Below are 23,175 nucleotides of genomic sequence, written 5' to 3'. Positions count from 1 at the left end.
CATCGCGGGCAAGCCCGCTCCCACAGGATTCAGTGGTGCTCACAAAAACTGTGGGAGCGGGCTTGCCCGCGATGCTTCTAAGGGGCCCACCTCGGTTTGCGCTTTTGCACAAACGCCATCGTGCCTTCGATGCCTTCGGCACCGGTCACCGCTGCGCTGAACCACTGCGCGGCTTCGTCCAGCAGTTCACTCGACGGCTGGCCGGCGCTGGCCAGCAGCAATTTTTTCGTCACGGCATTCGCTTCGGGGGCGCAGCACAGGACATGGTCGAGCACTTCATCCAGTCGCTCGGCGAGCGCCTGTGGATCCTGCTCGACAAAATGCACCAGCCCCAGACGTCGGGCCTGATGGCCGTCGAAGCGGGCGGCGGTCAGGGCCAGGCGGCGGGCCTCGGTCAGGCCGATGCGCTGCACAACAAACGGCGCGATCTGTGCCGGCAGCAGGCCGAGGCTGGTTTCCGGCAAACCGAATTGCGCCTGATGATCGGCGATGGCGATATCGCTGACACACGCCAGCCCGAACCCGCCCCCGAGCACCGCGCCCTGCAACACGGTGATCAGCACTTGCGGCGTGTGCTGCGCTTCTTCCAGCAACGACCCGAAGGCACGGTTCAACTCGCGATAGGCATCGCTGCCCTGAGCGCGGGCGTTGGCCATGTCCTTGATATCGCCGCCGGCGCAGAAATGCCCGCCGGCACCGCTGAGCACCAGCGCGCGAACGCTGCGGTCATCGCGCACCTCTGCCAGCACGGCGCGCAACTCGGCGACCATTTGCAGGCTCATGGCATTGCGGCTTTCCGGGCGATTGAGGGTGATGTGCAACACGCCGTTGTGCCGTTCCAGCAGCAGCGTCTGGCAATCGGGCAGGGCGCTCATTTCTTTTTCCCCGGCAGGATGCCCATCAGTTTGCAGATGATCCCCAGCATGATTTCGTCGGCGCCGCCGCCAATCGACACCAGCCGCACGTCGCGGTAGGCGCGGGCCACCGGGTTGTCCCACATGAAGCCCATGCCGCCCCAGTATTGCAGGCAGCTGTCACTGACTTCGCGGCCAAGACGCCCGGCCTTGAGCTTGGCCATCGAGGCCAGTCGGGTGACGTCCTGGCCTTTCACGTATTGCTCGGTGGCCTGATAGACCAGCGCCCGCAGGCATTCGATTTCGGTCTGCAATTCGGCGAGGCGGAAGTGGATCACCTGGTTGTCGATCAGCGCATTGCCGAAAGTCTTGCGTTCCTTGCAGTACTCGATGGTGCTGTCGACGCAGTATTCCAGGCCTTTGATCATGTTCGCCGCGCCGAACAGGCGTTCCTCCTGGAACTGCAGCATCTGCATCATGAACCCGGCGCCTTCGTGGCCGATGCGATTGCGCTGGGGCACGCGCACGTTGTCGAAAAACACCTGGGCGGTTTCCGAACTGCGCATGCCGAGCTTGTCGAGGTGCGAACTGAGGCTGATGCCCGGCGTGTTCATCGGCACCATGATCAGCGACTTGTTGACGTGCGGTTTGTCGTCCGAAGTGTTGGCCAGCAGGCAGATGAAGTCGGCGCTCGGCGAGTTGGTGATCCACATTTTGCTGCCGTTGATCACGTAGTCGTCGCCATCCTTGCGCGCGGTGGTCTTGAGCCCGGCGACATCGGAGCCGGCGCCGACTTCCGAGACACCGATGCAGCCGACCTGCTCGCCAGTGATGGCTGGGCGCAGAAACTCTTCGCGCAATTCATCGGAACCGAAGCGGGCGAGGGCCGGGGTGCACATGTCGGTCTGCACGCCGATCGACATCGGAATGCCGCCGCAATGGATGGTGCCGAACTCTTCGGCGGCGACGATCGAATAGCTGTAATCCAGGCCCATGCCGCCGAATTTTTCCGGTTTGGAAATCCCCAGCAGACCGAGGTCGCCGGCCTTGCGGAAAATCTCGTGGATCGGAAAACGCCCGGCCTGTTCCCACTCATCGACGTGCGGATTGATCTCGTGCTCGACGAACTGGCGGACGGTACGGCGCAGTGCTTCGTGTTCCGGGGTGAAGATCATTTTTATTGTTCTCCTTTAATCCGTGGCGATCAGAACCGGCTGACGCCGAAGCTGTTGGGTTGCAGCGTGCGGATGTCGGCTTCGTGGCAGATGTCCAGCAGGTAACCGAGCAGGGTGCGGGTGTCACGCGGATCGATCAGCCCGTCGTCCCACAGGTTGGCGCTGCCGTAGAGGGCAGTGGACTGGCTGTCGAGTTTCTGCGCGGTGACCTGCTCCAGCATGTCGAGCATTTTCGGGTCGGGCACCAGGCCGTCCTTGAGCTGTTTGGCTTCGGTGACGATGCGCAACACCTTGCCGGCCTGGGCGCCACCCATCACGGCGGTGCGGCTGTTGGGCCAGGCGAAGATGAAGCGCGGATCAAGCCCGCGTCCGCACATCGCGTAGTTGCCCGCGCCGTAGGAGCCGCCGACCACGATCGTCAGTTTCGGCACCCGCGCATTGGCAACGGCCTGGATCAGTTTCGAGCCGTGCTTGATCACGCCGTGCTGTTCCGATTCGGTGCCGACCATGAACCCGGTGGTGTTGTGGAAAAACAGCAGCGGTGTCTGGCTCTGATCGCAGAGTTGAATGAATTGCGCCGCTTTGCTCGCGCCGTTGGGCGTGATCGGGCCGTTGTTGCCGATGAAACCGCAGGCGCGCCCCTGGATTTTCAGGTGCCCGCAAACGGTCTGCTGATCGAACTCGCCCTTGAACTCCAGGAAGCGCGATTCGTCGGCGATCCGCGCAATGATTTCGCGCACGTTGTAGGGCTTTTTCGGGTCGTCCGGGATCAGGCCGAGCAGTTCGTCGATGGGGTACAGCGGCTCTTTGAATTGCGGCTTGGGCAGCCATGGTATTTGCTCGTTCCAGTTCAGCAGGCTGACGATTTCCCGCACCTGACGCACGCCGTCGGCATCGTTTTCGGCCAGGTATTCGGCGGTGCCGGCGACTTGCGCGTGCATCTCGGCGCCGCCCAGTTCTTCGTCGGTGGCGACTTCACCGGTCGCTGCTTTAAGCAACGGCGGGCCGGCAAGAAACAGCTTGGCCTTGCCGCGCACCACCACCACGTAATCCGACAGCCCCGGCTGATACGCGCCACCGGCGGTGGCCGAACCGTGCACCACGGTGATCTGCGGCAGCCCCATGGCCGACATCCGCGCCTGATTGGCAAAGCTGCGTGCGCCTTCGACGAAAATCTCCGCCGCGTAATTGAGGTTGGCGCCGCCGCTTTCGGCGAGGGTGATGACCGGCAGTTTGTTTTCCTGGGCGATCTGTTGCAGGCGCAGGGATTTTTTCAGACCCGACGGGGAAATCGTCCCGCCCTTGATCGCGCTGTTGTTCGCCACGATCAAGGCGCGCACGCCGGACACGTAACCGATGCCGGCGATCAAGCCGCCACCGGCCGAGCTGCCGTCCTTGTCGTCGTGGAGTTTGTAGCCGGCCAGGCTCGCCAGTTCGAGGAATGGCGCGCCGGGGTCGAGCAACAGATTCAGACGTTCACGGGGCAACAGTTGTCCACGTTTGTCGAATTTCGGCTTAGCCTCGGCCGCCTTGTTCAGCAGGTTCTGTTCGAGCTGCTGGACTTGCTCGATGGCGGCGAGCATGGCTGCACGGTTGCGGGCGAAGGCTTCGCTGTGCGGGTCGAGTTGGGACTGGATCTGCGGCATGGCTTACTCCTTGTCCTTCAAAACGTCCGGCATATAGGCCCGGTGAAAACCGTTGAAGGATTCGCTGTGGGTCGCCTTGTGCAGCGGCCAGGCGCGACTGCCCAGGCTGGCCGCGCCGTCTATGCGCAAGGTGCTGCCGCTGATGAACGCGGCAGCCGGGCTGAGCAGAAACACGATCGCTGCGCTGACCTCCGATTCGGTGCCGATGCGCTTGAGCGGCACGTGTTCGCGCAAGGTCGGGATCACGGCCTTGAACGCGCCTTCGTAAGTGTCCATGCCGCTGGACGCGATCCAGCCCGGCGCCACCGCATTCACCCGAACGCCGGCATAACCCCATTCGAACGCCGCCGTTTTGGTGAAGTTGTCCATGCCCGAACGCGCAGCGCCGGAGTGGCCCATGCCGGGCATGCCGCCCCACATGTCGGCGAGCATGTTGACGATGTTGCCGCCGTGTTTGCTCATCGATTGATTGAACACTTCCCGGGCCATCAGGAAGCCGCCGACCAGATTGGTCCGCAGTACGGTTTCGAAACCTTTCTGATTGATCGAGGCCAGGGGCGACGGGTACTGGCCGCCGGCATTGTTGACCAGCCCGTGGATCGGCCCGTGTTCGCGGATCAGTTCGCTGACCAGCGCCTTCACCGCTTCTTCGTCACGGATATCGCAGGCCTTCCAGTGCGCCCGACCGCCGTCCTCGGCAATTTCGGCGGCGACGGTTTGCAGCTTTTCCGGCTTGCGTCCGACCAGCACCACGGTCGCCCCGAGCGCCGCCAGTTCATGGGCGGTGCAACGCCCGATGCCACTGCCGCCGCCGGTGACGATGACGGTCTGGCCGCTGAACAGATCAGCCCGGAAAATCGATTCGAACGCCATGGTGCCAATCCTCTAGTCGAACTGTTCGGCGATGCTCTGCGGCACCGGGATCTGGATTTCCAGCAATTGCTGGGCGAAGGCCTTGCCTTGCGGGTCGATGCGCAGGCTCGCCACGCCGCCGCCACCAAGGGCGTTTTCCAGCAGGAAGTTGAGGCTGTGGGTGCCCGGCAGATACCAGCGCTCGACCCGGCCGTGAATCGGGTCGAGGACATGGCTCATCCAGTCGACGACCACCGCCGGGGTCAGCGCTTCGGCGATCCACGGCAGGTATTCGGGACGGCGCGGCAGGACGCCGATGTTGCTGTGATTGCCCTTGTCGCCGGAGCGCGCCACGGCCAGTTTCACCAATGGCACGCTCGCGTCGGCGCGGCCCTGGGGTTTGGGCGTTTCGTGGGGCAGGGGCAGATCCTGACTGTCGAGTGTTGCAGGGGCGGGCAGGGTGAACGGGTGAGATTCGCCGGCGATGTCGATCTGCAATGTGCAGGCGCTTTTGTCGATCAGGAACGAGAACAGCCGGATCAACGGATATACCGTCGGCCGTCCGCCAACGATCCCGGTCAGCCCTGGCGCCATGCCGGTGGCGGCCTGGGCGATCTCCCGGGAGAACAGGATCAACGCTTGTTTGTTCGGGTGGCGCACGGCGAGTTTAATCACCACTTCGCGGCTGTCCCGGCGCTGGCCGTGAGGGCCGTAGGTGGCTTCGCTGCCGAGCAGTTCGACGTGGGTTTCGGTGTAGGGCCCGAGACCTTTCTGGTCGAGCATCTCCGAGGTTTTGTCGAGAATCGCCTGGCTGACGCGCCGGGCTTTCTCCACGGCATCGATGCCGGCGATCAGGCAACTGGCGGTGCAACGGAAACCGTCCGGATACGTTGCGCTGACCTTGTATTGGTCGCTGGGCGGCAAGCCTTTGGCGCCGTGGACCCGGACCGCGTTTTTGCCTTGTTGCTGGAGTTTGACCTGGCTGAAATCGCAGACCACATCGGGCAACAGATAGGCCTGCGGATCACCGATTTCGTAGAGCATCTGCTCGCCGACGGTCAGTGGCGTAACCAGTCCGCCGGAGCCTTCGGGTTTGCTGACGATGAACTGGCCGTCGGCGCTGACTTCGACGATCGGGAAACCGATGTGTTCGTAATCCGGCACGTCGCGCCAGTCGGTGAAGTTGCCGCCGGTGCACTGCGCGCCGCATTCGATGATGTGCCCGGCCAGGGCGGCTTGCGCGAGTTTGTCGTAGTTGTGCCAGGACCAGCTGAATTCGTGCACCAGCGCGGCACTGACCACTGCGCTGTCGACCACCCGGCCGGTGATCACGATGTCGGCGCCAAGGCGCAGGGCTTCGACGATGCCCGGCGCGCCGAGGTAGGCGTTGGTCGACACGCACATCGGCGGCAGTGGGGCGCCGCTGAACATTTCCGTGATGCCTTGGGAGGCGAGGTGTTTGAAGTGCGGTTGCAGGTCATCGCCCGACAGCACGGCGATTTTCAGTGCCACGCCAGCCTTGTCGCAGGCCGCTTGCAGCGCGGCGGCGCAGGCCTTTGGATTGACCCCGCCGGCATTGCTGATGACGCGAATGTTCTGTTCGGCCAGTTGCGGCAACAGAGGCGCGAGGACTTCGATGAAATCGCCGGCGAACCCGGCCTGCGGATCCTTCATGCGCGCGCCGGCCATGATCGACATGGTGATTTCGGCGAGGTAGTCGAAGACCAGATAATCCAGCTGTCCTGCGGCCACAAGCTGCGCGGCGGCGGTCGAGGTGTCTCCCCAGAATGCGCTGGCGCATCCGATGCGAACCGTGGTGGGCATTTTGATCTCCGACTCAGCAACCTGTGACAGAAGTGCATCGAGACTACCAAGCAAGCGCTTGGTTTGTAAACGCTTGAAATTATCTTCAGCCCAAGCGCTTGCTTGGTCACCGCCGGCGGCTTAAATTGCCCGCGCAACCCCGCCGTTTCTGAGGCGTACGGCGCATTTGACTGACGACTGTAGGAGAGAACGGGTGGACGAGCAAAAAGCCCTGAGGGTCATGCGTGAACTGGTCGATGCCGGCCAGTTGACCGATCCGGACAGCGCTCGCGGCAAACTGCTGCAAGTGGCGGCCCACCTGTTCCGCAACAAAGGCTACGAGCGCACCACCGTGCGCGATCTGGCCGGTGCCGTGGGGATTCAGTCCGGCAGCATCTTTCATCACTTCAAGAGCAAGGATGAAATCCTGCGAGCGGTGATGGAAGAAACCATCCGCTACAACACTGCGCTGATGCGTGCGGCCCTTGCCGATGCCGCCGATGTGCGCGAGCGGGTGCTGGCGCTGATCCGCTGCGAATTGCAGTCGATCATGGGCGGCAGCGGCGAGGCGATGGCGGTGCTGGTGTATGAATGGCGCTCGCTGTCCGAAGACGGCCAGGCCAAGGTGCTGGCGCTGCGCGACATCTACGAAGACCTCTGGCTGCAAGTGCTGGGCGAGGCCAAGGAGGCGGGATTCATCCGTGGCGACGTGTTCATTACCCGACGTTTTCTCACGGGCGCGCTGTCCTGGACCACCACCTGGTTCCGCGCCGGCGGCAGCCTGAGCCTGGACCAACTGGCCGAAGAAGCGCTGATTCTGGTGCTCGAGGAGCGCTAGGCGCTTTCTATCGGGCCGGGAAACTGGCTAACTGGGCGAAACCGCCTAGCTTGAATGCAATGATCGGTACTTTTTCGGGGAGTGGGGTGTTTTGAAGTCTTCGCCAATTCGGACGGCCGCCGGGCTGATGCTCGCAGCGCTGGCTGCTTTATGGGTATTGCCTGCTCCGGCGGCGCAGGTGGTTCGGGTGGGCGCAGCGCATTTTCCGCCCTACACCATTCGCCCGGAAAACGGCGCCGACACCGGCCTGCTGCCGGAACTGGTCGCCGCGTTGAACAGCGCCCAGAGCGACTATCGTTTTGAACTGGTGCCCACCTCGATTCCTCGCCGGTTCGGCGATTTCAAGGATGGCCGCACCGACATGGCGATCTTCGAAAATCCGGAGTGGGGCTGGAAAGACATTCCCCACACCACCGTCGACATGGGGCTTGAGGACGCAGAGATTTTCGTCGCGCAGAACAAGCCCGGACGCCAGCAGAACTACTTCGCGGATCTCAAGGGCAAAAGGCTGGCGCTGTACAGCGGCTATCACTACGAATTCGCCAACTTCAACGCCGATCCCAAGTACCTCGCCGAAACCTACAACGCCACGCTGACCTATTCCCACGACAGCAACCTGCTGATGGTCTTGCGCGGGCGCGCGGACATTGCGTTGGTGACTCGCTCGTACCTGTTCGATTACCTGCTGCGCAACGAAAAGGTGCGCGACGAGTTGCTGGTGTCCCAGCGCATCGACCAGATCTACCACCACTACGCGATTCTCAGTCCGAAGGCGCCGATCACCGGTGAAGCGTTCGGCAAGCTGCTGCAGGGCCTGCGCGACAACGGGCAGATGCTGAAGATCTTCGATCCGTACAAGATTGCGGTGGTGCCGGTACCGCATCAATGACCGGCGGTTTTTGCCGAACGGCCTAAATTTCCCGCCCCGGCTCACGTCCCATCGTTGAACTGTCGACGATTATCGTGAGCCCGACCCATGTCCAATCTGAATGACCTGACTGCCCTGGCCCTGCCTTCGGGCAGCCAACTGGTAGCCGATGCCACCGAAAGCCGTCTGAGCCTGAGCCTGGACGGGCAACCGCTGATTCGCCTGCGTCTTGATCGTGAAGGCCAGGGGCCGATCCAGATCGATGAGCGCTATGCACTGCCGCCGGGCCAGGCGCTGTGGGCAGCCTGTTATTGGCTGTTTGCCCGGGATCCGGCGCGTCAGCAATTGATCTGGCAACTCGATCAGGCGCCGACCGAAGCCTTGCTCAGCGGTTTGCTGGTGGGCACTGAAGTGGCGGGTGAATACCGCTGCGAGCGCACGCTGTTCTGGCAACTGCCGCAGCCGTGGCTCGGCACATCGCTGACCGGCAGCTATCCGCAGCAGATGGTCATCAGCAACGGCAAGCGTCATCCGCTGCGCCCGGTGAAACCGCGTGGGGAAGTCTATCGGCGTTTCGATGCCCGTCTCGGTGCCTGGATTTCCCTGCGAACGGTGGAGATCGAGCAGGATCTGGCGCGTTTCAATCGCTGGCAGAACAGCCCGCGCGTCGCGAGTTTCTGGCAGGAAGAGGGCAGCCTCGAACAGCATCGCGAGTACCTGAGCAAGCTCGACGCCGATCCGCACACGCTGACCCTGATCGGTTGTTTCGATGATCAGCCGTTTGCCTATTTCGAAGCTTACTGGGCCAAGGAAGATCGCATCGCGCCGTTCTACGATGCCGACAATTACGATCGCGGCATTCACATGCTGGTCGGGGAAGAAGACCATCGCGGCCCGCACAAGGTGGCGAGCTGGCTGTCGGCGCTGGTGCATTATCTGTTCCTGGATGATCCGCGCACGCAGCGCGTTGTTGCCGAACCGCGTGCCGACAACGCGAAGATGATCGGCCACATGCACAACCAGTGCTTCCACTGCGAGAAAGAATTCGATTTCCCGCACAAGCGCGCGGCGCTGATGATTCTCGGGCGCGAGCGGTTCTTCGACCGGTGCACGCTGGTGTGATATTTCGCTGAAAACAAAAAAGATCGCAACCCTTCAACGAAGGCTGCGATCTTTTTTTTGGCTCTGTTTCAGGTCAGCGACTGTTCGCGGACACCGCATCGGCGCGGCTGCCGGATACCTTGCGGCAGTGCACCAGCGCATCGCGAATCATGAAGTTGACCAGCGTTGGCGAAACGCCGAGTTCCTTGGCAATGTCCTTCTGCGGCACGCCGTGCAGACGGTACATCTCGAACGCATAGCGGGTGCGGACCGGCAGCTCGGTCAACGCGTCGGCGATGTGTTCCAGGGTCGAGAAGTTGATGTGCGAGGTTTCCGGCGAAGCGCCCTGAATGACCACGTTCAACCCTTCCTCCTCGGGGCCGGCGTACTTCTGCTCCAGCGCCTGTTTGCGGTAGTGATCGATCGCCAGATTGCGCACGATCTGGAACAGATAACTCAGCTGGGCCTTGATCGACGACGTGATCGGCGGCGCCGACTGCAGTCGGAAGAACGCATCCTGCACCACATCTTCGGCGCGTGACCGGCAGCCGGTAATGCGGGCTGCAATCTTGACCAGAATCAGTCGATTGTCGACGAATGCCTGAAGTAGCGGTGAATCGCACCTGCTTGTGGATACTTGTTCCGTCATGGAAATCACCTTGCTGCCAATAGGTTAGTGGGACGCCTGGGGGACGGGGCCGTCCTACACATCGAGCGACAAATTATGTTGAATGATAATGATTGTCAATTGAGAAAGAGAACTAATGATCCATAACAGTGCGATCTGAGAACTGCGACACGCCGCCGCACTCGCCCAAGCGCCCAGCCCCGTTGGCGATCCAGCCTGCCGACTAATTATTTCAAGACGTCATCCGTTCTCATTGGTGAATGGATCCGGGTACGCAGCCCCGGACCTACCGCATTCCAATGCCTTGCACGGTCGGCAAAGACCGTGTCCCGCATGCCTTGCATGGGCATGCCGCAGCCAACCCGATTCCACCAGCAAGCCGAATTCAGGCAGGAAACCTCATGACCGACGCGTTCGAACTCCCCAGCACCCTGGTCCAAGCCCTCCAGCGCCGCGCGGCTCTGACGCCGGATCGGCTGGCCTTGCGCTTTCTCGCTGAAACCGAGGCGCAGGCTGTGGTGCTCAGTTATCGCGAACTCGATCAGCGTGCGCGCACCATCGCCGCGGCGTTGCAGGCCGAGGCCGGATTCGGTGATCGCGCGGTATTACTGTTCCCGAGCGGCCCGGATTACGTCGCGGCGTTCTTCGGTTGCCTGTACGCGGGCGTGATCGCGGTGCCGGCTTATCCGCCGGAATCGGCCAAGCGTCATCATCAGGAGCGCCTGCTGTCGATCATTGCCGACGCCGAGCCGCGTCTGCTGCTGACCAGCGCCGACCTGCGCGACGCCCTGCAGCAAATCGAAGGCGCGCCGCCGCTGCTGTGCGTCGACACCCTCGACGCTGCGCTGGCCGAGCGCTGGGTCGAACCGACCTTGCCGCAAGACCACATCGCTTTCCTGCAATACACCTCCGGTTCCACCGCGCTGCCCAAGGGGGTGCAGGTCAGCCACGGCAACCTGGTGGCCAACGAACTGCTGATCCGCCACGGCTTCGGCATCGACGTGAACCCGGACGACGTGATCGTCAGCTGGCTGCCGCTGTATCACGACATGGGCCTGATCGGCGGTCTGCTGCAACCGATCTTCAGCGGTGTGCCGTGCATCCTGATGTCGCCGGCGTACTTCCTCGGCCGGCCGTTGCGCTGGCTTGAAGCGATCAGCCAGTACGGCGGCACCATCAGCGGTGGGCCTGACTTCGCTTATCGTCTGTGCAGCGAGCGGGTCAGCGAATCGGCGCTGGAACGTCTCGACCTGAGCCGCTGGCGTGTGGCCTATTCCGGCTCCGAGCCGATCCGTCTCGACACCCTCGAACGCTTCGCCGAGAAATTCACCGCGTGCGGTTTCAGCGAAAACAGCTTCATGGCGTCCTACGGTCTGGCGGAAGCGACCCTGTTCGTCGCCGGCACACCGCGGGGCACAGGGATTCCGGCGTTGCGCGTCGACGATCAAGCCTTGGCACAAAACCGCGCCGAGCCGGGCGAGGGCAGCCCGATCATGAGCTGCGGCATCAGTCAGCCCGATCATGCGGTGCTGATCGTCGAACCGAACACCCTTGAAGAGCTGGCCGACAATGCCGTCGGTGAAGTCTGGGCCGCCGGCCCGAGCATTGCCCTCGGCTACTGGCGCAACGCCGAGGCCAGCGCCAAGACTTTCGTCCAGCACGCCGGCCAGACCTGGCTGCGCACCGGAGACCTGGGTTTCATGCGCGACGGTGAACTGTTCATCACCGGACGCCTGAAAGACATGCTGATCGTGCGCGGTCACAATCTCTACCCGCAGGATCTCGAGAAGACGGTCGAGAACGAAGTTGAGGTGGTGCGCAAGGGGCGCGTTGCAGCATTCGCGGTTAATCAGAATGGCGAAGAAGGCATCGGCATTGCGGCGGAAATCAGCCGCAGCGTGCAGAAAATCCTCCCGCCTGAAGCACTGATCAAAGCCATCCGCCAGGCCGTGGCCGAGGCCTATCAGGAAGCACCGAGCGTGGTTGTGCTGCTCAATCCGGGCGCATTGCCGAAGACTTCCAGCGGCAAGCTGCAACGTTCGGCCTGCCGCAATCGTCTGGCCGACGGCAGCCTCGACAGCTACGCGGTGTTCCCGTCGGCCACCGCTGAAACCGCTCATGAGTCGACCGCGTCCGCCTCCGAACTGGAAGCGTTGATCGGCAAAGTCTGGGCCGAGCAACTCAACGTCAAACAGGTCAACGCCGACGATCACTTCTTCCTGCTCGGCGGCAACTCGATCGCCGCCGCCCAAGTGATTGCCAAGGTTCGCGAAGCGCTGAGCCTGGAGCTGAACCTGCGCCTGCTGTTCGAAGCCCCGACCCTGTCCGCATTCGCCACCGCCGTGGCGCAACAGCAGCAGGACGGCGGTAGCGCCCAAGGCGAGATCACCGCACTGTCGCGCAACGAAGCGCTGCCGCAATCGCTGGCGCAAAACCGACTGTGGATCACCTGGCAGCTCGACCCGCAGAGCAGCGCCTACAACATCCCCGGTGCCCTGCGCCTGCGCGGCGAACTGGACGAAGACGCCCTGCGCGCCAGTTTCCAGCAACTGATCGAGCGCCATGAATCCCTGCGTACGCGCTTCTTCGAGCGCGATGGCGTGGCCCTGCAACAGGTCGAAGCGGCGGGCGAATTCAATCTGCAACTGATCGACATCAGCGACCTGCCAGTCTCCGAACGTGAAGCCCGCGCACAACAGATCCGCGAGGACGAAGCCCGCACCCAGTTCGATCTGGAGAAAGGCCCGTTGCTGTGGGTGACGCTGGTTCGCCTCGACGACGAAGATCACCAGTTGCTGGTGACCCTGCACCACATCATCGCCGACGGCTGGTCGCTGAACGTGTTGATCGACGAGTTCTCGCGCCTGTACGCCGGCGCTTCCCAAGGCCAGCGCGCCGAACTCGCGCCGCTGCCAACCCAATACGCCGACTACGGCAGCTGGCAGCGCCAATGGCTGGCGCAAGGCGAGGGCGAACGGCAACTGGCGTACTGGAAAGCGCAGTTGGGTGACGAGCATCCGACCCTGGAACTGGCGACCGACCATCCGCGTTCTGCCAAACAAATTCACAGCGCCGCACGCCACATTGTTCGTCTGGGGAACAGCCTCAGCGACGCGATCCGCCAGACGGCCCAAGCCTATCAATCCACGCCGTTCATGCTGCTGCTCTCGGCTTTCCAGAGCCTGCTGCATCGCTACAGCGGCCAGCGCGACATCCGCATCGGCGTACCCAACGCCAACCGTCCGCGCCTGGAAACCCAGGGCCTGATCGGCTTCTTCATCAACACTCAGGTGCTGCGCGCCGACGTCGATTCGCGTCTGCCGTTCACCGAACTGCTGGCGCAAACCCGACAAGCTGCACTCGGCGCCCAGGCGAATCAGGATCTGCCGTTCGAACAACTGCTGGAAGCCTTCCCACAGGCGCGCGAGCAGGGCCTGTTTCAGGTCATGTTCAACCACCAGCAACGCGATCTGAGCGCGCTGAAACGTCTGCCGGGCCTGCTCGCCGAAGAACTGCCGTGGCACAGCCGCGAGGCCAAGTTCGATTTGCAACTGCACAGTGAAGAAGACCGCAATGGGCGTCTGACGCTGTCCTTCGACTATGCCGATGAGCTGTTCGACGCTGCGACGATTGAGCGACTGGCCGAGCATTTCAGCAACCTGCTGCGTGCCGTCTGCGAACGTCCGGAACAAACCATCGGCGAGCTGCAACTGCTGACCGCCGCCGAGCACACTCAGCAAAATGCGTGGAGCATCGCCCCGTGCACCCCGGCGCAACAATGGCTGCCGGAACTGCTCAACGAACAAGCGCGGCAAACCCCTGATCGCACCGCCCTGATATGGGACGGCGGCAGCCTCGACTTCGCTGAACTGCACACCCAGGCCAACCGTCTGGCCCATTACCTGCGCGACAAAGGCGTCGGCCCGGACGTGTGCGTGGCCATCGCCGCCGAGCGTTCGCCGCAACTGCTGATCGGCCTGCTGGCGATCATCAAGGCCGGTGGCGCCTACGTGCCGCTGGACCCGGATTACCCGGCCGATCGTCTGGCCTACATGCTCAGCGACAGCGGCGTCGAACTGCTGCTGACCCAGACGTCATTGCTCGACCGCTTGCCGGCCAGCGAAGGTGTCAGCGTGATCGCCATGGACACCCTGCACCTGGAAAACTGGCCGAGCCAGGCACCGGGTCTGCACCTGCACGGCGACAACCTCGCCTACGTGATTTACACCTCCGGCTCCACCGGCCAGCCGAAAGGCGTGGGCAACACTCACGCGGCGTTGGCCGAACGTCTGCAGTGGATGCAAAACACTTATCGCCTGAACGACACCGACGTGCTGATGCAAAAGGCGCCGATCAGTTTCGACGTGTCGGTGTGGGAGTGCTTCTGGCCGCTGATCACTGGCGCGCGCCTGCTGATCGCCGGCCCCGGTGGACACCGCGATCCGCATCGCATCGCGCAACTGGTTCAGCAATACGGCGTGACCACGCTGCACTTCGTGCCGCCGCTGCTTTCGCTGTTCATCGACGAACCGTTGAGTGCCGAATGCACCAGCCTGCGCCGCGTGTTCTCCGGCGGTGAAGCGCTGCTGGCAGAGCTGCGCAACCGCGTGCTGGCGCAACTGCCAGCGGTGCAACTGCACAACCGTTATGGCCCGACCGAAACCGCGATCAACGTCACTCACTGGCATTGCACCGTGGCCGATGGCGAGCGTTCGCCGATTGGCCGCCCGCTGGGCAACGTGGTCTGCCGCGTGCTCGACAGCGATCTCAATCCAGTGCCGGCCGGTGTGCCGGGTGAACTGTGCATCAGCGGCATCGGCCTGGCCCGGGGTTACCTCGGCCGTCCGGCGCTGACCGCCGAGCGTTTCGTGGTTGATCCGCTGGGCGAGCAGGGCGCGCGGCTGTACCGCACCGGTGACCGCGCACGCTGGACGAATGATGGCGTGATCGAATACCTCGGCCGTCTCGATCAGCAGGTCAAACTGCGCGGCTTCCGCGTCGAGCCGGAAGAAATCGAAGCGCGTCTGCTGGCTCAGGACGGCGTTGCTCAGGCCGCCGTGCTGGTGCGTGAAACCGTCGCCGGCCCGCAACTGATCGGTTACTTCACCGCCACCGATGCCAATGAAGATCAAGACGCGCAGATCGCTCGCCTGAAAACCGCACTCGCCGCCGAGCTGCCGGAATACATGGTCCCCGCGCAACTGATGCGCCTGGACGCAATGCCCCTGAGCCCGAGCGGCAAGCTCGATCGCCGCGCCTTGCCCGAGCCGCAATGGCAGGTGCGCGAACACGTCGAGCCGGTCACCGAGCTGGAACAGCAGATCGCTGCGATCTGGCGCGAAGTGCTGGGCCTGAAACAGATCGGCCTGCGCGACGACTTCTTCGCCCTCGGCGGTCACTCGCTGCTGGCCACGCAAATCATCTCCCGCACCCGCCAGGCCTGCGACGTCGAGCTGCCGCTGCGTGCCTTGTTCGAGCACAGCGAACTGGGTGATTTCGCCGAGCAGATCCGCCAGATCCAGGCCAGCGGCCGCACCAACAAACAGCCGCCGATCGACAAGGTTGATCGCAGCAAACCGGTGCCGCTGTCCTATTCCCAGCAGCGCATGTGGTTCCTCTGGCAGATGGAACCGGACAGCCCGGCGTACAACGTCGGCGGCATGGCGCGCCTGCGTGGCGTGCTGGATGTCGGGCGTTTCGAGGCCGCGCTGCAAGCGCTGATCCTGCGTCACGAAACCCTGCGCACCACGTTCCCGAGCATCGACGGCGTGGCCCGTCAGCAGGTGCATGCCGAAACCGGCGTGCGCATGGACTGGAAGGATTTCTCGAAACTCGCCGCCGATGTGCGCGAGCAGAAAGTCCAGCAACTGGCCGACGACGAAGCACACCTGCCGTTTGATCTGGAAACCGGCCCGCTGCTGCGCGCCTGCCTGGTCAAGACCGCCGAGCAGGAGCATTACTTCGTTCTGACCCTGCACCACATCGTCACCGAAGGCTGGGCGATGGACATCTTCGCCCGTGAGCTCAGCGCACTGTACGAAGCGTTCGTCGATGACCGCGAATCGCCGCTGCAACCGCTGCCGGTGCAGTATCTCGACTACAGCGTGTGGCAGCGCAACTGGCTGGAGTCCGGCGAGCGTCAGCGTCAGCTCGACTACTGGACTGCGCAACTGGGCCGCGAACACCCGCTGTTGGAACTGCCGGGCGACCGTCCGCGTCCGCCGGTGCAAAGTCACCAGGGTGAACTGTTCCGTTTCGACCTCAGCGACGATCTGGCCGCGCGGGTTCGCGCGTTCAATGCGCAGAACGGTCTGACCCTGTTCATGACCATGACCGCCGCCCTTGCGACCTTGCTTTACCGCTACAGCGGCCAGACCGATCTGCGGATCGGCGCGCCGGTGGCCAACCGTATCCGCCCGGAAAGCGAAGGCCTGATCGGTGCGTTCCTCAACACCCAGGTGCTGCGTTGCCAGCTCGACGGCCAGATGTCGGTCGGCGAGTTGTTGGAGCAAGTGCGCCACACCGTGATCGAAGGTCAATCCCATCAGGATCTGCCGTTCGATCATCTGGTTGAAGCGCTGCAACCACCGCGCAGTGCCGCCTACAACCCGTTGTTCCAGGTGATGTGCAACGTGCAGCGCTGGGAATTCCAGCAGAGCCGCATGCTCGCCGGCATGACCGTCGAGTACCTGGCCAACGATGCGCGGGCGACCAAGTTCGACCTCAACCTAGAAGTCACCGACCTCGACCATCGCCTCGGTTGCTGCCTGACCTACAGCACCGACTTGTTCGATGAACCGACCATCGCGCGCATGGCCAGACATTGGCGCAACCTGCTGGAAGCGTTGATCGCCAACCCGCAGCAACGCCTCAGCGAGCTGCCGCTGCTCGATGCACCTGAGCAACAGCAATTGCTCGACAGCCTTGGCGTCGAGCCGGGCGAGCGTCGTCTCGACCAGTGCATTCATCACCTGTTCGCCGAGCAGGCACTGGCGCGCAAAGATGCGCCGGCCCTGACCTTCGCCGGGCAGACCCTGAGCTACGCCGAACTCGACGCCCGCGCCAACCGTCTGGCCTGGGCCCTGCGTGAACGCGGTGTCGGCCCGCAAGTGCGGGTCGGTCTGGCGCTGGAGCGTTCGCTGGAAATGGTCGTCGGCCTGCTGGCGATCCTCAAGGCCGGTGGCGCCTATGTGCCGCTGGACCCGGAATACCCGCTCGACCGCCTGCATTACATGATCGAAGACAGCGGCGTCGGCCTGCTGCTCAGCGACCGCGCGATGTTCAAGGCCCTCGGCGAACTGCCGCCGAACGTGGCGCGCTGGTGCCTGGAAGATGACAGCGCCGCGCTGGCCGATTACCCGGCTACCGAGCTGCCATTTATCAGCCTGCCGCAGCATCAGGCGTACCTGATCTACACCTCGGGTTCCACCGGCAAGCCGAAAGGCGTGGTGGTGTCCCACGGTGAAATCGCCATGCATTGCCAGGCGGTGATCGAGCGTTTCGGCATGCGTCCGGACGACTGCGAACTGCACTTCTATTCGATCAACTTCGACGCTGCCACCGAGCGACTGCTGGTGCCGCTGCTCAGCGGTGCGCAGGTGGTGTTGCGTGCGCAAGGCCAGTGGGACGCTGAAGAAATCTGCGGCCTGATCCGCGAACATCGGATCAATATTCTCGGTTTCACCCCGAGTTACGGCAGCCAGTTGGCGCAATTCCTTGCGACGCAAAACGACATTCTGCCGGTGCGCATGATCATCACCGGCGGCGAAGCGCTGACCGGCGAACACCTGCAACGGATTCGTGCGGCGTTCAAACCGAGCCTGTTCTTCAACGCCTACGGCCCGACCGAAACCGTGGTCATGCCGCTGGCCAGCCTTGCGCCTGAAGTGCTGGAAGAGGGCGCCGGCAGTGTGCCGATCGGCAGCGTGATCGGTGATCGCGTGGCCTACATTCTCGACGCTGATCTGGCGCTGGTGCCGCAAGGCGCGACCGGTGAATTGTTCGTCGGTGGCGCCGGTCTGGCGGTTGGGTATCACGAGCGTGCGGGCATCACTGCCGAACGTTTCGTCGCTGACCCGTTTGCCGTCGATGGCGGGCGCATGTACCGCACCGGCGACCTGGTGCGCCAGCGCGCCGACGGCTTGGTGGAGTACCTCGGGCGGATCGACCATCAGGTGAAGATCCGTGGTTTCCGCATCGAGCTGGGCGAGATCGAAACCCGCCTGCTCGATCACCATTCGATCCGCGAAGCGGTGGTGCTGGCGCTGGATGCGCCGAGCGGCAAGCAACTGGTCGGCTATCTCGTGACCGAGGTCGCTTCGCGAAGCGAAGCCGAGCAGGCCGAACTGCGCGATGCGCTGAAGGCGCACCTCAAGACGCAACTGCCAGACTACATGGTGCCGACCCACCTGATTCTGCTGGCGAGCATGCCGCTGACCGCCAACGGCAAACTCGACCGTCGCGCGTTGCCAGCACCGGATCCGGAGCTCAATCGTCAGGATTACGTGGCGCCGAGCAACGAGCTGGAGCAAACCCTGGCGCAGATCTGGTGCGAGGTGCTCAACGTCGGGCAGGTCGGTCTGAACGACAACTTCTTTGAACTGGGCGGCGACTCGATCCTGTCGATTCAAGTGGTCAGCCGGGCGCGCCAGCAGGGCATTCACTTTAGCCCGCGTGATCTGTTCCAGCACCAGACCGTGCAGACCTTGGCCGCCGTTGCCAGCCGCAGTGAAACCGTGACCGCCGAGCAAGGTCTGGTGACGGGCGAATCGCGTCTGACACCGATCCAGCACTGGTTCCTCGACACCGAGATTCCCGAGCGTCAGCACTGGAACCAGGCGCTTCTGCTGGAACCGACGGTTGCGCTGGAACAGCACCGTCTGGAGCAAGCGCTGTTGGCGGTGATCGAGCAGCATGACGCCCTGCGTCTGCGCTTCACCGGGGTCAACGGCGCATGGCAAGCGACCCATCAACCGGTCACCGATGCCGCCGTGCTGTGGCAGGTTCGCGTGCCGTCGATGGACAAGTGCGCTGCACTGTTCGCCGACGCCCAGCGCAGTCTCGACCTTGCCCAGGGTCCGCTACTGCGCGCCGTGCTGGTCGATGGGCCGGAAGGTCAGCAACGGCTGTTCGTTGCGATCCATCACTTGGTGGTCGACGGTGTGTCGTGGCGGGTTCTGCTCGACGATCTGCAAACCGTGTATCGCCAGCTCGACGCCGATCAGTCGGTGAAACTGCCGGCGAAAACCAGCGCCTTCAAGGACTGGGCGGCGCGTTTGCAGGCTTACGCCGGCAGCGAATCCCTGCGTGAAGAACTGAGCTGGTGGCAAGCGCAACTGGCCGGTCCGACTGCCGATTTGCCGTGCGAACGTCCTGAGGGCGGTCGCGAGAATCGTCATGCGCAAACCGTCAGCGTGCGTCTGGATGCCGAACGCACCAGGCAACTGCTGCAACAGGCACCGAGCGCCTATCGCACGCAGGTCAACGATCTGCTGCTGACTGCGCTGGCCCGCGTGCTGTGCCGCTGGAGTGGTCAGCCCTCGGCGCTGATTCAACTGGAAGGCCACGGCCGCGAGACCCTGTTCGACGAGATCGACCTGACCCGCACCGTCGGCTGGTTCACCAGCGCCTATCCGCTGCGCCTGACCCCACACAACATCGAAGAGGCTGCCGGGCAGGGCGCTTCGATCAAGGCGATCAAGGAACAACTGCGCGCCGTGCCGCACAAAGGTCTGGGCTATGGCGTGCTGCGTTATCTCGCCGATGATGCCAGCCGTCAGAGCATGACGGCGTTGCCGAACGCACCGATCACCTTCAACTACCTCGGCCAGTTCGACCAGAGCTTCGGCAGCGATGCGCTGTTCCGTCCGCTGGATGAGTCGGTCGGCGCTGCCCACGATCCGCACGCACCGCTGCCGAACGAGTTGAGCGTCGACAGTCAGGTGTACGGCGGTGAGTTGCTGCTGCGCTGGACCTTCAGCGCCGAACGCTACGACGCGCAGACCATCAACGAGCTGGCCGATGCCTACGTCGGCGAGTTGCAGAGCCTGATCGAACATTGCCTGCAGGACGAGGCCGGTGGCCTGACGCCGTCGGACTTCCCGCTGGCAAAATTGACCCAGGCCCAACTCGACGCACTGCCGGTACCGGCGGCGCACATCGAAGACGTGTACCCGCTGACGCCGATGCAAGAAGGCATGCTGTTGCACACCTTGCTCGAACCGGGCACCGGTCTGTACTACATGCAGGATCGCTACCGCATCAACAGCGAACTTGACCCCGAACGTTTCGCCCAGGCGTGGCAAGCAGTAGTCGCCCGTCATGAAGCGTTGCGTGCGTCGTTCTGCTGGAACGTCGGCGAAGACATGCTGCAAGTGATCCACACACCGGGGCGCACGCCGATCGAGTATCTGGACTGGAGCGCCATCGCTGACGCCGAGCAAGAGCCGAAACTGCAAGCGCTGCTCAAGGCCGAGCGCGAAGCCGGGTTCGATCTGCTCAATCAGGCACCGTTCCACCTGCGCCTGATCAAGGTCGGCGCGGCGCGTTACTGGTTCATGATGAGCAACCACCACATCCTGATCGATGCATGGTGCCGTTCGCTGCTGATGAACGATTTCTTCGAGATCTACACCGCCCTCGGCGAAGGTCGCGAAGCGCAACTGGCAATGCCGCCGCGCTACCGCGATTACATCGGCTGGCTGCAACGCCAGAGCCTGGCCGAAGCGCGTCAGTGGTGGCAGCAGAACCTGCAAGGCTTCGAGCGCACCACGCCGATCCCGAGCGACCGTCCGTTTCTGCGTGAACACGCCGGCGAAAGCGGCGGCATGATCGTCGGCGACCGCTACACGCGACTGAATGTCGAGGACGGCGCCCGTCTGCGTGAACTGGCCCAGGCCCATCAACTGACCATCAACACCTTCGCCCAGGCGGCGTGGGCACTGGTGCTGCGCCGCATGAGCGGTGATCGCGACGTGCTGTTCGGCGTGACCGTGGCCGGGCGCCCGGTGGAGATGCCGGAGATGCAGCGCACCGTCGGCCTGTTCATCAACAGCATCGCGCTGCGGGTGCAGATCCCGGCGGACGATCAGCGCGCCAGCGTGCGTCAGTGGCTGAGCGGTCTGCTCGACAGCAACATGCAACTGCGCGAGTACGAATACCTGCCGCTGGTGAACATCCAGGAACAAAGCGAACTGCCGAAAGGCCAGCCGCTGTTCGACAGCCTGTTCGTGTTCGAAAACGCCCCGGTGGAAGTCTCGGTGCTGGACCGCGCGCAGAGCCTCAACGCGACCTCGGACTCGGGCCGTACCCACACCAACTTCCCGCTGACGGCGGTTTGCTATCCGGGCGACGACCTCGGTCTGCACCTGTCTTACGACCAGCGTTACTTCGACGAATCGACCATCGAGCGCATGCTCGGCGAGTTCAAGCGTCTGTTGCTGGCACTGGTCGACGGCTTCCATGGCGATATGGCCGACCTGCCGCTGTTGGGCCTCGAGGAACAGGACTTCTTGCTCCACGGCTGCAACCAGAGTGAGCACGACTATCCGCTGGAACAGAGCTACGTCGAGCTGTTCGAAGCCCAGGTCGCGCAACATCCGCAACGCATTGCCGCCAGTTGCCTTGATCAGCAACTGAGCTATGCCGAGTTGAACCAGAACGCCAACCGTCTCGGCCACGCACTGGTCGCAGCCGGGGTGCAGAGGGATCAACCGGTGGCGCTGCTGGCTGAACGGAATCTGGATCTGCTGGGCATGATCATCGGCAGCTTCAAGGCCGGTGCCGGTTACCTGCCGCTGGATCCGGGCCTGCCGAGCCAGCGTCTGCAACGCATCATTGAACTCAGCCGCACGCCGGTGCTTGTGTGCACCAAGGCTTGCCGTGAACAGGCGACGACCTTGCTGGATGAATTCAGCTGCGCCAACCGTCCACGCTTGCTGGTGTGGGAAGAGGTTCAGGCCGGCGCGGTGTCGTCGGCGAATCCGGGCATCTTCAGTGGCCCGGACAATCTGGCCTACGTGATCTACACCTCGGGCTCCACCGGGTTGCCGAAAGGCGTGATGGTCGAGCAGCGCGGCATGCTCAACAACCAGTTGAGCAAGGTGCCGTATCTGAACCTGAGTGACGCCGATGTGATCGCCCAGACCGCTTCGCAAAGCTTCGACATTTCGGTCTGGCAATTCCTCGCCGCGCCGTTGTTCGGTGCGCGGGTGGACATCGTGCCGAACACCATCGCCCACGATCCGCAAGGCTTGCTGGTGCATGTGCAACAGCAGGGCATCACCGTGCTGGAAAGCGTGCCGTCGCTGATCCAGGGCATGCTCGCTTCGGATCGCCTGAGCCTCGACGGTCTGCGCTGGATGCTGCCAACCGGTGAAGCGATGCCGCCGGAACTGGCGCACCAATGGCTTCTGCGTTACCCAGAGATCGGTCTGGTCAACGCCTATGGCCCGGCGGAGTGCTCGGACGACGTGGCGTTCTTCCGCGTCGACCTGGCCTCGACTCGCGGCAGTTACTTGCCGATCGGTACGCCGACTGACAACAATTTGTTGTACCTGCTCGATGGTGCGCTGGATCTGGTGCCGTTGGGTGCGGTGGGTGAGTTGTGCGTCGCCGGCACCGGTGTCGGTCGCGGTTATGTCAGCGATCCGCTGCGCACCGCGCCGGTGTTTGTGCCGAATCCATTCGGTGCGCCGGGCGAGCGGCTGTATCGCACCGGTGACCTGGCGCGCCGTCGCAGTGACGGTGTGCTGGAGTACGTCGGCCGGGTCGACCATCAGGTGAAAATTCGCGGTTACCGGATCGAGCTGGGTGAAATCGAGGCGCGTCTGCATGAGCAACCGGAAGTTCGCGATGGCGCGGTCGGCGTGCAGGAAGGCGTCAACGGCAAGCATCTGGTGGGCTACCTGGTGGCCGCAGATTCCGCACTGAATCAGAGCGAACGGCTGGAGCGGATCAAGCAGCGCCTGCGCGCCGAACTGCCGGAATACATGGTGCCGCTGCACTGGTTGTGGCTCGACCGGTTGCCGCTCAACGCCAACGGCAAACTCGACCGCAAGGCTTTGCCGGTGCTGGAGATCGGCCAGTTGCAAAGCCAGGATTACCTGGCGCCGCGCAGCGTGCTGGAACAGACTCTGGCCGATATCTGGGCCGAGGTGCTGAAGGTCGAGAAGGTCGGGCTACGCGACAACTTCTTCGAACTCGGCGGCCATTCGCTGCTCGCCACGCAGATCGCCTCGCGGGTGCAGAAAGCCCTGCAACGGGACGTTCCGCTGCGGGCGATGTTCGAATGCAGCACGGTGGAGGAACTGGCCGGGTACATCGAAGGGCTGGCGGCCAGCGACATTACCGAGGAGAAGGTTGATCGGTTGAATGACCTGATGGCGGAGCTGGAGGGGTTGTAGTCTTCAG

Annotated in this window: 10 protein-coding genes; 4 read left to right on the top strand and 6 right to left on the bottom strand. The window is 63.3% G+C overall.

Annotated elements, in window-relative coordinates:
• Positions 1-77 precede the first annotated feature (77 nt).
• The 5 genes from L6D82_RS13500 to L6D82_RS13480 are packed head-to-tail and all read right to left on the bottom strand — an operon-like array spanning position 78 to position 6,351.
• Positions 78-875: an enoyl-CoA hydratase/isomerase family protein gene (locus L6D82_RS13500; protein WP_102718491.1), complete on the bottom strand. Its 798-nt coding sequence runs from the start codon at positions 873-875 to the stop codon at positions 78-80.
• A complete protein-coding gene (gene atuD, locus L6D82_RS13495) occupies positions 872-2,029 on the bottom strand; it encodes a citronellyl-CoA dehydrogenase (protein ID WP_102718490.1) in 1,158 nt (385 codons plus the stop codon). Before atuD ends, L6D82_RS13500 begins: the two co-directional genes overlap by 4 nt.
• A gap of 29 nt (positions 2,030-2,058) precedes the next feature.
• Positions 2,059-3,675, bottom strand: coding sequence for an acyl-CoA carboxylase subunit beta (atuC, locus tag L6D82_RS13490; protein ID WP_236189600.1), 1,617 nt, complete (start codon positions 3,673-3,675; stop codon positions 2,059-2,061).
• Positions 3,676-3,678: 3 nt separating this feature from the next.
• A complete protein-coding gene (locus tag L6D82_RS13485) occupies positions 3,679-4,548 on the bottom strand; it encodes an SDR family oxidoreductase (protein ID WP_129972571.1) in 870 nt (289 codons plus the stop codon).
• A gap of 12 nt (positions 4,549-4,560) precedes the next feature.
• Positions 4,561-6,351 (bottom strand): acyclic terpene utilization AtuA family protein, encoded by a 1,791-nt coding sequence (locus L6D82_RS13480; RefSeq protein WP_236189584.1) that lies wholly within the window; start codon positions 6,349-6,351, stop codon positions 4,561-4,563.
• A gap of 193 nt (positions 6,352-6,544) precedes the next feature.
• Here L6D82_RS13480 and L6D82_RS13475 point away from each other — a divergent pair, with 193 nt between their 5' ends.
• From L6D82_RS13475 to L6D82_RS13465, 3 genes are all read left to right on the top strand, one after another.
• Positions 6,545-7,168 (top strand): TetR/AcrR family transcriptional regulator, encoded by a 624-nt coding sequence (locus L6D82_RS13475; RefSeq protein WP_007955773.1) that lies wholly within the window; start codon positions 6,545-6,547, stop codon positions 7,166-7,168.
• 91 nt (positions 7,169-7,259) lie between these two features.
• A complete protein-coding gene (locus L6D82_RS13470; RefSeq protein ID WP_102686440.1) occupies positions 7,260-8,057 on the top strand; it encodes a substrate-binding periplasmic protein in 798 nt (265 codons plus the stop codon).
• 87 nt (positions 8,058-8,144) lie between these two features.
• Positions 8,145-9,158, top strand: a complete 1,014-nt coding sequence (locus tag L6D82_RS13465; protein ID WP_102686439.1) for a GNAT family N-acetyltransferase — start codon at positions 8,145-8,147, stop codon at positions 9,156-9,158.
• A 73-nt stretch (positions 9,159-9,231) separates the two neighbouring features.
• On the opposite strand, the gene L6D82_RS13460 is transcribed toward L6D82_RS13465, so the two are convergent.
• On the bottom strand, positions 9,232-9,786 hold the full coding sequence (locus L6D82_RS13460; protein WP_236189582.1) for an RNA polymerase factor sigma-70: 555 nt from the start codon (positions 9,784-9,786) through the stop codon (positions 9,232-9,234).
• A gap of 380 nt (positions 9,787-10,166) precedes the next feature.
• Between L6D82_RS13460 and L6D82_RS13455 the strand changes: the two genes are divergently transcribed.
• The gene (locus tag L6D82_RS13455; protein WP_236189575.1) at positions 10,167-23,168 is read left to right on the top strand and encodes a non-ribosomal peptide synthetase; all 13,002 of its coding nucleotides are present in this window, start codon (positions 10,167-10,169) and stop codon (positions 23,166-23,168) included.
• Positions 23,169-23,175 lie beyond the last annotated feature (7 nt).

The organism is Pseudomonas paraglycinae (assembly GCF_021601625.1).
Classification (GTDB): domain Bacteria; phylum Pseudomonadota; class Gammaproteobacteria; order Pseudomonadales; family Pseudomonadaceae; genus Aquipseudomonas; species Aquipseudomonas paraglycinae.
Note: the sequence above shows the minus strand (reverse complement) of the source record. Positions and strands in the feature narration are given on the sequence as shown.

Bases quoted from the DNA above. Each gene is read 5' to 3' on its own strand.
- L6D82_RS13455 (WP_236189575.1), top strand. From the start codon at position 10,167: ATGACCGACGCGTTCGAACTCCCCAGCACCCTGGTCCAAGCCCTCCAG.
- atuC (WP_236189600.1), bottom strand. From the start codon at position 3,675: ATGCCGCAGATCCAGTCCCAACTCGACCCGCACAGCGAAGCCTTCGCC.
- atuD (WP_102718490.1), bottom strand. From the start codon at position 2,029: ATGATCTTCACCCCGGAACACGAAGCACTGCGCCGTACCGTCCGCCAG.
- L6D82_RS13465 (WP_102686439.1), top strand. From the start codon at position 8,145: ATGTCCAATCTGAATGACCTGACTGCCCTGGCCCTGCCTTCGGGCAGC.
- L6D82_RS13485 (WP_129972571.1), bottom strand. From the start codon at position 4,548: ATGGCGTTCGAATCGATTTTCCGGGCTGATCTGTTCAGCGGCCAGACC.
- L6D82_RS13480 (WP_236189584.1), bottom strand. From the start codon at position 6,351: ATGCCCACCACGGTTCGCATCGGATGCGCCAGCGCATTCTGGGGAGAC.
- L6D82_RS13500 (WP_102718491.1), bottom strand. From the start codon at position 875: ATGAGCGCCCTGCCCGATTGCCAGACGCTGCTGCTGGAACGGCACAAC.
- L6D82_RS13460 (WP_236189582.1), bottom strand. From the start codon at position 9,786: ATGACGGAACAAGTATCCACAAGCAGGTGCGATTCACCGCTACTTCAG.